At 67.6% G+C, this 11,661-nt stretch carries 12 protein-coding genes; 11 read left to right on the top strand and 1 reads right to left on the bottom strand.

Annotated features, from left to right (window positions below; all coding sequences use genetic code 11):
- Positions 1-27 precede the first annotated feature (27 nt).
- The 10 genes from ACWH49_RS18510 (at position 28) to ACWH49_RS18465 (ending at position 8,819) form a co-directional block, all read left to right on the top strand.
- Positions 28-948, top strand: a complete 921-nt coding sequence (locus ACWH49_RS18510; protein WP_448172801.1) for a LysR family transcriptional regulator — start codon at positions 28-30, stop codon at positions 946-948.
- Positions 949-1,170: 222 nt separating this feature from the next.
- Positions 1,171-2,025, top strand: coding sequence for an STAS domain-containing protein (locus ACWH49_RS18505; protein WP_448172800.1), 855 nt, complete (start codon positions 1,171-1,173; stop codon positions 2,023-2,025).
- Between the two features lie 3 nt (positions 2,026-2,028).
- The gene (locus ACWH49_RS18500; RefSeq protein ID WP_448172799.1) at positions 2,029-2,418 is read left to right on the top strand and encodes an STAS domain-containing protein; all 390 of its coding nucleotides are present in this window, start codon (positions 2,029-2,031) and stop codon (positions 2,416-2,418) included.
- A complete protein-coding gene (locus ACWH49_RS18495) occupies positions 2,408-2,806 on the top strand; it encodes an anti-sigma regulatory factor (protein ID WP_448172798.1) in 399 nt (132 codons plus the stop codon). Before ACWH49_RS18500 ends, ACWH49_RS18495 begins: the two co-directional genes overlap by 11 nt.
- 4 nt (positions 2,807-2,810) lie before the next feature.
- Positions 2,811-3,824, top strand: a complete 1,014-nt coding sequence (locus tag ACWH49_RS18490) for a SpoIIE family protein phosphatase (RefSeq protein ID WP_448172797.1) — start codon at positions 2,811-2,813, stop codon at positions 3,822-3,824.
- 12 nt (positions 3,825-3,836) lie between these two features.
- Entirely contained in the window at positions 3,837-4,706 is an 870-nt protein-coding gene (locus tag ACWH49_RS18485) for a sensor histidine kinase (protein ID WP_448172796.1), read from the top strand.
- Complete coding sequence (locus ACWH49_RS18480; protein WP_448172795.1) at positions 4,703-6,682, top strand: response regulator; 1,980 nt, start codon at positions 4,703-4,705, stop codon at positions 6,680-6,682. Before ACWH49_RS18485 ends, ACWH49_RS18480 begins: the two co-directional genes overlap by 4 nt.
- Positions 6,663-7,007, top strand: coding sequence for a response regulator (locus tag ACWH49_RS18475; RefSeq protein WP_448172794.1), 345 nt, complete (start codon positions 6,663-6,665; stop codon positions 7,005-7,007). Before ACWH49_RS18480 ends, ACWH49_RS18475 begins: the two co-directional genes overlap by 20 nt.
- Positions 7,008-7,183: 176 nt before the next feature.
- Complete coding sequence (locus ACWH49_RS18470) at positions 7,184-7,987, top strand: SDR family NAD(P)-dependent oxidoreductase (RefSeq protein WP_448172793.1); 804 nt, start codon at positions 7,184-7,186, stop codon at positions 7,985-7,987.
- Between the two features lie 85 nt (positions 7,988-8,072).
- Positions 8,073-8,819: a glutathione peroxidase gene (locus ACWH49_RS18465; protein WP_448172792.1), complete on the top strand. Its 747-nt coding sequence runs from the start codon at positions 8,073-8,075 to the stop codon at positions 8,817-8,819.
- 7 nt (positions 8,820-8,826) lie between these two features.
- On the opposite strand, the gene ampC is transcribed toward ACWH49_RS18465, so the two are convergent.
- Positions 8,827-10,023 (bottom strand): class C beta-lactamase, encoded by a 1,197-nt coding sequence (gene ampC / locus ACWH49_RS18460; protein WP_448172791.1) that lies wholly within the window; start codon positions 10,021-10,023, stop codon positions 8,827-8,829.
- 423 nt (positions 10,024-10,446) lie between these two features.
- Here ampC and ACWH49_RS18455 point away from each other — a divergent pair, with 423 nt between their 5' ends.
- Complete coding sequence (locus ACWH49_RS18455; protein WP_448172790.1) at positions 10,447-11,661, top strand: DNA cytosine methyltransferase; 1,215 nt, start codon at positions 10,447-10,449, stop codon at positions 11,659-11,661.

The raw sequence follows: 11,661 nt of genomic DNA, 5'->3' as shown, positions 1-11,661 counted from the left end.
TCAGATCACCTGCCCGGAGCCCGAACCATGCCCGCCTCGCCCGCTGCCGTCTCGCGCCTGCGGCTGAACCTGCGTCAGCTCGAAGTCTTCGTCGCGACCGCACGCGGCGGCTCGACCCGCGCCGCCGCCGAGCGCGTCGCGCGCTCGCAGTCGGCCGCCAGCACCACATTGGCCGATCTCGAATCCGCCCTCGGTGCGCCGCTGTTCGACCGCGTCGGCCGCCGCCTGGTGCTGAACGAGAACGGCCGCGCGCTGCTGCCGCGCGCCGCGTCGATGCTCGACGAGGCGACCGACGTGCAGCAGCTGTTCAGCGGCGAGCACCTCGCGCCGTTGCGGGTCGGCGCGAGCCTGACGATCGGCGAATGCATCCTGCCGGAGCTGGTCGGCGCGTGGAAGACGCGCCACCCGAAGAGCCCGGTGCGCCTGACGATCGGCAACACCAGCGACGTGATCGCGTCGGTCGCGGCCTTCGATGTCGACGTCGGCTTCGTCGAAGGCTCGCAGACCCACCCCGATCTGGTCGTCAAGCCGTGGATGAAGGACGAACTGGTGATCGTCGCGTCGCCGGCCCACCCGCTCGCCGGCCGCACCGTCACGCCGCGGCTGCTGCGCGATGCCGAGTGGGCGCTGCGCGAGATCGGCTCGGGCACGCGCGAGGCGGCCGACCGCTGGCTCGTCGAGCACCTCGGCCACGCCAACGTCGCCTACGAGCTGGGCAGCCCGGAGACGATCAAGCGGCTCGTCGTGGCCGGCACGGCGCTCGGCTTCCTGTCGCGCCACGCGGTCGCGCAGGCGCTGGCGCAGGGCACGCTGGTCGAGCTGAAGACCCGGCTGCCGGCGTCGATCCGGCGGCTGGCGATCGTGCTGCATCGCGACAAGCGGCTCGGCGCCGGCGCGGACGACTTCCTCCGCCATTGCGTCGCGGCGGCGCGGCGGCTCGGGGCGTGAGCAGGGCCTGCCGACGCTGTGGGAGGGCATGCGCGACTCGGCGAACGGCCGCCGGCCAGACGCAAAGCGCAGGCGTAGCCGCGCCTGCCGCGAGCATTTGCAGCGCGGCCGCGCCGCCAGTCGACCGCTGAGGCCCGGGGACCATTTGTGATCCGTATGTGTCTTGCGACGGTCATAATTGCCGCTGCCGCGAGGGGCGGCGCCAATATCGAATGCATGCACATGAACGAAGAATTCCTTCTCATCGGTCAACTACTGCAGGCTGAGCGCGCGCCGATCCTGCAGGCGTGGATCGACGAAATCCGCGAATCGGGCGGTCGCGGGGCGTCCACCAAGACGCTCGCGGCCGACACCGACAAGCTCGTCGACGGCCTCGAACAAGGCTTGCGCAGCGGCAAGCCGCCGGCGGATTTCGAGGGCGCCGCCTGGTCGGCGCTCCGGGAGGCGCTGGAGGACATCTCGACATCGGGTGCGGCCCAGGGCATCACCGCGGCCCAGACGAGCGCCTTCGTGCTCGCGCTCAAGCGACCGCTGTTCGAACGCATCCAGACCCGGTTCGCGAACGATCCGGCCCGCCTGGGCAAGGGCGTCTGGGCGATCTCGACCCTGGTGGACAGCATCTCGCAGCACACGCTGACGACCTACCAGAAGTCCCGCGAGGCGGTCATCGAACGCCAGCAGCAGGAATTGCTGGAGCTCTCGACGCCGGTCGTCAAGCTGTGGGAAGGCGTGCTGGCCGTGCCGATGATCGGCACGCTCGACAGCTACCGGACGCAGCTGGTGATGGAATCGCTGCTGCAGCGCATCGTCGACACGGGCTCGGAGCTGGCCATCATCGACATCACCGGCGTGCCGACGGTGGACACGCTGGTGGCGCAGCACCTGCTGAAGACCGTGACCGCCATCCGCCTGATGGGCGCCGATTGCATCATCAGCGGCGTGCGCCCGCAAATCGCCCAGACGATCGTCCACCTCGGCATCGATCTGCAGGGAATCACGACCAAGGCGTCGCTCGCCGATGCGCTGGCGCTGGCGCTGAAGCGCAGCGGCTACGTCGTGACCCGCACCAAGGCCTGAGCCATGTCCGACGGACAACAGCGAATCCCGATCCTGCGGATGGGCAAGTGCCTGCTGGTGACCATCCAGGTCGACCTGCAGGACCAGACCGCGCTGGCGCTCCAGGACGATCTGTCGGCGAAGATCGATTCGATCGGCGCGACCGGGGTCGTCATCGACATCTCCGCGCTCGAGATCGTCGACTCCTTCATCGGCCGCATGCTCGCGGGCATCTCCGGCATCGCCAGCGTGCTGGGGGCGGCGACGGTAGTCGTCGGGATGCAGCCGGCCGTGGCCATCACGCTCGTCGAACTCGGTCTGTCGCTGGAGGGCGTGAAGACGGCGCTCAATGTGGAGCGCGGCCTGCAGATGCTCGCGTCCGTGGGCGACGAGATCAGTGTCCATGGAGACTAAGGGAACGATTCCGTTGCGCGGCGAGCCGGACATCGTCATCTGCCGGCAGACCGTCCGGAAGCTGTCGCAGGAACTCAAGTTCTCACTGGTCGACCAGACCAAGATGATCACCGCAGCGAGCGAGCTGTCGCGCAACACCGTGGTCTATGGCGGCGGCGGTCACATGCGCTGGGAAATCCAGGCCCAGGGCCTGCGGACTGCGCTGCGCCTGTGGTTCGAGGACAAGGGGCCGGGCATTCCGGACGTCGAACGTGCACTGACCGACGGTTGGACCTCGGGCAAGGGCATGGGCATCGGCCTGTCGGGCAGCAAGCGCCTGGTCAACGAGTTCGCCATCGACACCACCGTCGGCGAGGGCACGTCGGTGATGATCGCCCGCTGGAAATGAGCCTGTGATTCCCCACCTGGCTTGTCCCATGCTCGAGTCAAGCCAGATCGGAGACGCGCGTCGCCAGGCGGCGCGGGTGGCGACCGCCGCAGGCTTCAATCCGTTGACGCTGGGCCGGCTGGCGCTCGTGGTCACCGAGCTCGCCACCAACCTCGTCCGACACGCGCAGGGCGGCCTGCTGTTGATCGGCCTTCGCGCCAACACCGCGGTGGCCACGATCGAAGTGATTGCTGTCGATCGCGGGCCCGGCATGCGCGACATCGAGTATTCGATGTCCGATGGCGTCTCGACCGGCGGCACCGCCGGCACCGGTCTGGGCGCGGTGCGCCGCAATGCGGGGCAGTTCCTGATCTTCTCGAAGCCGGGCATCGGCAGCGTGATCGTCGCGCGCCTCGCGGCAGACGGTTCGCCGCTGGACGGAACCGCGCAGCACGCAGGTTCGTTGGTCCATGCCGGCATCTGTGTCGCGGCCCCGGGGGAGACGGTGTCCGGCGATGCCTGGGCGTGCCGACAGGATGGACACCATGCGTCGCTGATCGTGGCCGACGGACTCGGCCACGGGCCGGATGCGGCGGAGGCCGCCGATGCCGCGATACGGGTCTTCGCGATGCATCCCGGGGCCGACGCCCGCGCCGTGGTCGAACGCTGCCACGCCGCCCTGCGATCGACCCGAGGTGCCGCGCTCGCGTCGATCGACATCGACGTCTCGACCCGGTCCCTGAGCTTTTGCGGCGCCGGCAACATCGCGGCGCGCATCATCAGCGGCGTGCAGGATCGCTCGCTGCTCTCGCAGCACGGGACGGTCGGCGTGCAGATCCGTAAGATTCAGGAAGTCGTCTACGAGCTGCCGGACCACGCGGTGCTCGTGGCCCATTCCGACGGCATCGCCAGTCGTTGGGACTTGAAGGAGGTGCCCGAATTGCTGTCGTCCGACCCGATCATCCTGGCCGCCCACCTGATCCACCACAAACTGCGCGGGCGTGACGACGCGACGGTGGTGGTCATGCAGTGCCACTAGCCGGTGCCCGCCATGGCTGACGCGAACCACTCCGTCGCAGCGCTGGAGGCGGCGCTCGCCGAGCGAGGCGCGGAGCTCGATGCGCTGCGTGAGGAGCTCGAGGAGACGAACCGCGGCGTGGTCGCGCTCTACGCCGAGCTCGATGCGCAGGCCGACCAGCTCCGCCAGGCCACCGAGCTGAAGAGCCGGTTCCTGGCCTACATGAGCCATGAGTTCCGCACGCCGATCGCGTCGTTCCAGAGCTTGACGCGATTGCTCCTCAGCCACGCCGACGGCCCGCTGACGCCCGAGCAGGAGAAGCAGATTCGTTTCATCAGCGACACCGCAGGCGAGTTCTCCGACATGGTGAACGACCTGCTGGACCTGGCCAAGGTCGAGGCCGGCCGTGTCGATGTGAACCCGGCCTGGTTCGAGATGGTCGACCTGTTTTCGGCGTTGCGGGGCATGTTCCGGCCCGTGCTGGTCAATCCGGAAGTGAACTTGATCTTCGAGGAGCCGCAAGGCCTCCCGCGTCTGTTCACCGACGATCGGAAACTGTCGCAGATCCTGCGAAATTTCATCTCCAACGCGCTGAAGTTCACCGTTCAGGGCGATGTGCGGGTCTCGGCGATCATGAATGACGATTCGACGGTCACCTTCGCTGTGTCGGACACCGGCATCGGCATCGCAGCCGAGGCCCATGGCTCGATCTTTCACGATTTCGTGCAGGTCGACTCGCCCCTGCAGAAGCGGCTGCGGGGCACCGGGTTGGGCCTGTCGCTGAGCAAGCGAATCGCGGAGTTGCTGGGCGGAACCGTGGGCTTCTCGAGCGACCTGGGCAAAGGCTCCGTCTTTTGGGTCTCCCTCCCGGCGGAACATCACGCGGGGGCGCCTCCGCCATGAGCAAGGCTGCCGGGTTCAACCCCATCGAGCGAGCCGAACACGTGGTGCTCGTGGTCGACGACGACCCCGTCAGCCGTTACACGACGCTCCGGTGGCTCCAGCACGCCGGCTTCCAGACCCGCGAGGCGAGCACCGGGTCTCGCGGGCTGGAACTGGCGGATGCCACCGTCTCCGCCATGGTGCTCGACGTCAATCTGCCGGACATCAGCGGCTTCGACCTGTGCCGGCTGATCCGCTCGCGCGACGACGCCGACTACCTGCCGGTGCTGCACCTGAGCGCGGCCTTCGTGACAGACGAAGACAAGGTCCGAGGCCTCGACTCCGGCGCCGACGCGTACCTGACCCATCCGGTCGATCCCTCGGTGCTTGTCGCGACGGTCCAGGCGCTCGTGCGCACGCGCATGGCCGAGGGCGCGTTGCGACGGAGCGAGCAGCATTTCCGCGCCATGTACCAGCGTGCGCCGATCGGCATGTGCCTGCTCGACCTGTCGGGCAAGGTGATCGAGGCGAACCCGTGCATGCTCGGTTTTTTGGGGGGCACCGATGACGTCATCGGCCGGCGGCTGGTCGAGTGGGTGCCTCTGGAGTTCCGCGAGGCGGCCCGGGCGTTCCTCGCCATCGAAGCGCTTGCCAGCGACGACGTGCAGTTCCCGCTGCTGCGCGCCGACGGCTCCACGCTGCGGGTGAACTGGTCGATGCTGCCGCTGTTGAAACACGGCGTTCACATGGTCCTGGCGACCGACGTGACCGCGCCGGCCCTGCTCGAGGAGCAGCGCCAGCTGGCGCTGCAGCGCGAGAGGGCGGCCCGGGCGGACGCGGAGCGCCTGGGCCGCATCAAGGACGAGTTCGTGGCCGTGCTGTCGCATGAGCTGCGCACGCCGCTGACCACGATGATCGGCTGGATGCAGATCTTCCGTCGCGGCCCGCTGGATGAAGCCAGGCGGCAGAAGGGCCTCGAGATCATCGAGCGCAACCTCGCGTTGCAGGCGCGGCTGGTGTCGGACCTTCTCGACATGTCCAGCATCAACCTGGGCAAGATGAGGTTGTCGCTGAGCCAGGTGGATGTTCCGGAGCTGATCGACTCGGTCATCGAGGCGTCCGAAGCCTTGATCGCGGAGCGCCGTGTGATCGTCAGCATGCATGTCGATCCTGACTGCCCCGAGATCCGCGCCGATCCGGCGCGGCTGCAGCAGATTGCTTCCAACCTGCTGGGCAATGCGATCAAGTTCTCGGCTGCCGGTGGCAAGATCTCGATCGCGGTGAAGCCCGAGAACGCCGGTCTTCGGATCTCCTTCCTGGACGAAGGCCAGGGGATCCCGACGGAGTTTCTGCCCAACCTCTTCGATCGCTTCTCCCAGGCGGATGCGGGCAGCAACCGGCGGCACGGCGGGTTGGGACTGGGGCTGTCGATCGTGCGCCACCTGGCCGAATCGCACGACGGGACCGTTTCCGTTCGCAGCGACGGCCTGGGGCACGGCGCGAACTTCGATGTGTGGCTCCCGACCGCAGGACCCGGAGGCGATGAGGCGAGCGCCGGACATGTGGAGCCGGACCAGGCGGACGCCGACGCGACGCTCACGGGTGCCTCACTGTTGGTGGTCGAGGACGATCCGGACATCGGCGCAACGCTTTCACTGATCCTGCGCGACCGGGGCGCGAGGGTGCGTGTGGCAACCAACTACGAAGAAGCGCTGACCGAGTTGAGGAGCGAATTGCCCGATGTGCTGCTGAGCGACATCGGCATGCCGGGAAAGGACGGGTACGCGCTGATCGAGGAAATTCGAAACGACGCGGCCCTGCGCCACGTGCCCGCGGTGGCGATCACTTCCTACGCGCGGGAACAGGACCGCGTCTTCGCCCTCGCGAGCGGGTTCAACGCGCATTGTTCGAAGCCCGTGCGGGCGATCGAACTTGTGCATGTGGTTCAGCAACTGATGGCGAACAAGGAGACCCGCCATGGACATCCTCTTCGTTGAAGACAGCCCCGCCCTGCGCTACTCCATCGCGAAGGAACTGCGGTTGCACGGGCACACGGTCCACGAGGCGGAAAGCGCCGAACAGGCCCTGGTCGCCCTGGCCGAGCACGAGGTCGACGTCCTGATCACCGACATCGGCTTGCCGGGCGTATCCGGCGATGTATTCGCCGCGGAAGCGCGCTCGCTGCGACCGACGTTGCGCGTGGTCTTCGCGACGGGACTGGAAAGCATCAAGGCGCCGCACTACCGCGATGCGGGTCCGACCGTGCTGCGCAAACCCTACCAGTGGAACGAGTTGCAAGCCGCCATAGACAAGGCACGCTGAGCCTGCGCCGCTCGCGAAGACGGCGTTGCGCCATCGGTCGATCGCGAGACGAGATGGCCAAGCCGGTCCACACGCCGGCGATCCGCGCCGACGACCACGATGCGCTCCCGCTCGGTGGCGGCGCGGCGGCTCGGGGCGTGAGCTAGGCTCGCACCGAGAACACAGGGAGACTCCCCATGACTGAACACCCGGCCGCATCGGCCCCGGTCGCCGTTGTCACCGGCGCGGCGCGCGGCATCGGCCTCGCCTCAGTGCGCTGGTTCCTCGCGCAGGGCCACCGCGTGGCGCTGCTCGACATCGACCGCGACACGCTGCTGCGCGCCGCCGCCGACATCGGCGAGCCCGCCGCGCGCGTGCTCGCGCTGCACTGCGACGTGGCCGATCCGGCGCAGGTGCAGGCGGCGATCGACCGCGTCGCCGATCACTTCGGCCGCATCGACGCGCTCGTCAACAACGCCGGCGTCGCGGTGTTCAAGACGCTGGGGCAGACGAGCTTCGCCGAATGGCGCCACGTGATGGCGACCAACCTCGACGGCGCGTTCCTCTGCTCGCAGGCCTGCGTGCCGGTGATGCGCCGCACGGGCAGCGGCGCGATCGTCAACATCGCCTCGATCTCGGGCCTGCGCGCGAGCACCCTGCGCGTGGCCTACGGCACCAGCAAGGCCGCGCTGATCCACCTGACCAAGCAGCAGGCGGCCGAGCTCGGCACCGTCGGCATCCGCGCCAACGCGATCGCGCCGGGGCCGGTCGAGACCGAGATGGCCAGGCTCGTGCACACGCCCGCCATCCGCGCCGACTACCACGACGCGATCCCGCTCGGCCGCTACGGCACGCTGGACGAGATCGCCGCCGCGATCGGCTTCCTGTGCAGCCCGGCGGCGAGCTACGTCAACGGCCAGGTGCTGGCGGTGGACGGCGGCTTCGATGCCACCGGCGTGGGCCTGCCCACGCTGCGGCGCGACGCGGCGGCCGGTGGCTGAAGCCGGCCCCAAGACCGCATCCGCATCGCGATCCCCGCGGCCGGCGCAAGATAGCGTTCTTGGACGTTCAACCGAGGAAGATCACATGCCAGAAGCCACCCGCGAGGGACAACCGGTCCCGCAGGTCAAGTTCCGCTACCGCGCAAACAACGAGTGGAAGGAGATCACCTCCGACCAGCTGTTCAAGGGCCGCACGGTCGCGGTGTTCTCGCTGCCGGGCGCGTTCACGCCCACCTGCTCGAGCACGCACCTGCCGCGCTTCAACGAGCTCGCCTCCACGTTCAAGGACAACGGCGTCGACCAGGTGGTCTGCATCGCCGTGAACGACCCGTTCGTGATGGAGGAATGGGCCAAGAGCCAGGAGTGCGACAACGTCTTCATGCTGCCCGACGGCAACGGCGCGTTCACCGAGCAGATGGGCATGCTGGTCGACAAGAGCGACCTGAACTTCGGCAAGCGCTCGTGGCGCTACTCGATGCTGGTGCGCGACGGCATCGTCGAGAAGATGTTCGTCGAGCCCGACGAACCCGGCGACCCGTTCAAGGTCTCGGACGCCGACACGCTGCTGCACTACGTCAACAGCAATGCCCGCGAGCCCGACCAGATCGCGCTGCTGACGCGCGAGGGCTGCGCCTTCTGCGCCAAGGCCAAGAAGGACCTGGCCGAGGCCGGCGTCACCTACGCCGAGGTGCCGCTGCCGCACCACATCCGCACCCGCGCGCTCGGCGCCATCGCCAGGGCCAAGACGGTGCCGCAGCTGTTCGTCAACGGCGAGCTGATCGGCGGCAGCGATGCGGTCGAGGCCTGGGTGAAGCGCCGCGCGGCAGCCTGACGCGCCCTCACTTCGCGGCGGCGGCCGCGAGCCCGTCGAGGATCGCCGCGCCGATGCGCACACGCTCGGCGATGGGGTAGCTGCGGTTCGCGAGCAGCACGACGCCGATGCGCCGGGCCGGCACGAACGCCACGTACGCGCCGAAGCCGCCGGTCGAGCCGGTCTTGTTGAACAGGCGCGGCCCGGCGGGCGGCGTCGCCGTCACCCGCGTGGCCGGGTTGGACTCGTAGAGCAGCTTGCCGGAATTGCCCTGCAGCAGGCGCGGCAACGGCACCGGGTACGGGTACTGCTCCCAGCCCAGCCCCTGCACCGTCCCGCCGACCGCGTAGCGGCCCACCTGCGTGCCCTCGACCGCGCGCCGCACGGGGGTGTCCAGCGCGCTCGCGTCGATGTTGAGTTGCACGAAGCGGATCATGTCCGCCGCGGTCGACTTGACGCCATACGCTTCCGCATCGAACACGCCCGGCGACACCCGCCGCGGCCGGCCCTTGGCATCGTGGCCCAAGGCGTAATCGGGCATCGCGCCGGCCGGCACGCGCACGAAGGTGTGCGCCAAGCCGAGCCGGGGCAACAGCTCGGTCTCGACCGCATCCGCGAACTCCCGCTGCAACGCGAGCGCGGTGAGGTGGCCGAACAGGCCGATGCTCACGTTGGAATAGAGGCGGCGCGCGCCCGGCGGCGCGTCCGGCACGAAGCGCTGGAGGTACGGCACGAGCTGCGCGGCGCTTGCCACCTCGTCAGGCACCTGCAGCGGCAGCCCGCCCGCGGTGTAGGTGCCGAGTTCGAGCAGCGACGCCCGGTCGATCGCCCGCCCGGCCAGCTCGGGCATGAACCGGCTGGGGTGATCCGCCAGCGAGAGCTTGCCGAGCGCCTGCGCATACAGCCCGAGCGTCGCAGTGAAGGTCTTGCTCAAGGAGCCGAGCTCGAACAACGTGGACTCGGTGACCGGCCGATTCGAGGCGCGGGATGCGACGCCGTAGTTGAAGAAGTAGGTTTGGCCGTCGATCGTGACGGCCGCGGCCAGGCCGGGCACTTGGTGGGCGGCCATGACGGGTTTGACGGCCGCGTCGACGAGCGTGCGCAAAGCGGCGGGGTCGGGGGCGGCGGTGGCGGCCGTGGCGGCCGTGGCGGCCGTGGCGGCCGTGGCGGCCAAGGAGAATGCGACGGTAGAGGCCGCAAGCGCAAGTTCTAGGAAGAGAAGCATGCGCGCAATTGTGACGAGTGACATCGACGGGCTTTGGCGTGCGGAACCTCCCGGTGCTGAATCGCAGGCGAATTTGCCGCTAGGTTGCATCACAGCAATTGCGGTTGACCAGGGCGCTGGCCGACGAATGCTCGGTAGCCGGCGCCCGGCCGACACCAAGCAAACCTATAGATGCCGATCACCGAGGCTCAGCAGGGAACGACGCCGTAGTGAGTTGGGGCAGGAGATCGGTCTCGTTGCCACTTCATTCCGATCGTCCCAAGGTATCAGCTATGCTGGATATACGAACAGTGCTTTTGCATGCGGGCTTGGATGTCGGAGCCCTCCAAGAAGAGGCTCTTCGTTGGAGCCCGGACGCCAAAGTTGGGCGCTTGCACATAAACATAGATATATATCTACACATTTTTGTGATAGCATCAAAACATGAAAATTGCAGGTATGTTCGCGGGAATCGGGGGCTTCGAGTTGGGCTTTCAAGAGTCCGGCCACAACACCGAACTGCTTTGCGACATCCTGCCAACGGCCCAGGCGGTACTGCGCCATCGCTTCCCGGGCACCGAGGTCATATCGGACATCGGCGACATCCAGGGGCTCTCAAACGACATCGAGGTCGTCACGGCCGGCTTTCCTTGTCAGGACCTGTCCCAAGCCGGTAGAACTCAAGGCCTCGACGGACACAGAAGCGGACTGATCGGCGAAGTCTTCAGACTGCTCGCCAAGCGCAAGCGCGCGCGACGGCCAGTTCCATGGGTCGTCGTGGAAAACGTTCCCTTCATGCTGCAGTTGAACGGTGGTGCGGCGATGAGGGCCATCATCGAAGAGTTCGAACGACTCAAATATCGTTGGGCATATCGAGTCGTTGACACGAACAGTTTCGGCTTGCCGCAGCGCCGCGAGCGTGTCTATCTAGTGGCCTCTACTGTCGGCGATCCAGCAGAGGTCTTGCTGGCAGACGACAGACCTCTAGCTCGACCAGCGACCGACCTCGTCAACCTTGCCCACGGCTTCTATTGGACCGAGGGCCTGGGAGGACTCGGATGGGCGGTAGACGCCGTCCCGACGTTAAAGAACGGGAGCACGATCGGCATCGCTAGTCCTCCCGCGATCCTCCTTCCGGACGGTCGCATCGTGAAGCCTGGCATACGCGCCGCCGAAGCGATGCAAGGTTTCGCTCCGGATTGGACAATCGCGGCCGAAAGCGTGGCCAAGGCGTCTCTGCGCTGGGCGCTTGTGGGCAACGCGGTTAGTGTTCCGGTCCCGCGTTGGATCGGCCGACGCATCGTGTCTCCCGGGACGTACGCGGTCGAATGCGATCGCGAGTTCCCTTCGTTCGGCAAGGCGCCCCGGGCCGCTCGATTCGATGGCACCAAGAGGCATGCCGTGAATGTCAGCCCGGACCCCTTGGGCCTTCGAGGTACATCCTTGCCCAGCCTCCTCGGTAACGACTTTACTTTGCTCTCGCAACGAGCGACCGCAGGGTTTCTGAGCAGAACGCGGCGCGCGAAGCTGCGCTTCGCACCCGGCTTTATTCAAGCTGTAGAGCGGCATCTCGAAGAGGTGACAAAGCTGGAGAGCGTCGGTGCAGCGCGAGTCACCGAACAAGCCTCCGGCCGCGTGACGGCGTTGCTCGCGGCTTGA

It is taken from the genome of Rhizobacter fulvus, from assembly GCF_964020785.1.
The sequence above is the reverse complement of the archived record's forward strand: the minus strand, read 5'-3'. Positions and strand labels throughout refer to the sequence as shown.

What these genes read in the sequence shown, in the direction of transcription:
- ACWH49_RS18510 (WP_448172801.1), top strand. Translation starts at nt 28, where the DNA reads ATGCCCGCCTCGCCCGCTGCCGTCTCGCGCCTGCGGCTGAACCTGCGT.
- ACWH49_RS18505 (WP_448172800.1), top strand. Translation starts at nt 1,171, where the DNA reads ATGAACGAAGAATTCCTTCTCATCGGTCAACTACTGCAGGCTGAGCGC.
- ACWH49_RS18500 (WP_448172799.1), top strand. Translation starts at nt 2,029, where the DNA reads ATGTCCGACGGACAACAGCGAATCCCGATCCTGCGGATGGGCAAGTGC.
- ACWH49_RS18495 (WP_448172798.1), top strand. Translation starts at nt 2,408, where the DNA reads ATGGAGACTAAGGGAACGATTCCGTTGCGCGGCGAGCCGGACATCGTC.
- ACWH49_RS18485 (WP_448172796.1), top strand. Translation starts at nt 3,837, where the DNA reads ATGGCTGACGCGAACCACTCCGTCGCAGCGCTGGAGGCGGCGCTCGCC.
- ACWH49_RS18480 (WP_448172795.1), top strand. Translation starts at nt 4,703, where the DNA reads ATGAGCAAGGCTGCCGGGTTCAACCCCATCGAGCGAGCCGAACACGTG.
- ACWH49_RS18475 (WP_448172794.1), top strand. Translation starts at nt 6,663, where the DNA reads ATGGACATCCTCTTCGTTGAAGACAGCCCCGCCCTGCGCTACTCCATC.
- ACWH49_RS18470 (WP_448172793.1), top strand. Translation starts at nt 7,184, where the DNA reads ATGACTGAACACCCGGCCGCATCGGCCCCGGTCGCCGTTGTCACCGGC.
- ACWH49_RS18465 (WP_448172792.1), top strand. Translation starts at nt 8,073, where the DNA reads ATGCCAGAAGCCACCCGCGAGGGACAACCGGTCCCGCAGGTCAAGTTC.
- ampC (WP_448172791.1), bottom strand. Translation starts at nt 10,023, where the DNA reads ATGCTTCTCTTCCTAGAACTTGCGCTTGCGGCCTCTACCGTCGCATTC.
- ACWH49_RS18455 (WP_448172790.1), top strand. Translation starts at nt 10,447, where the DNA reads ATGAAAATTGCAGGTATGTTCGCGGGAATCGGGGGCTTCGAGTTGGGC.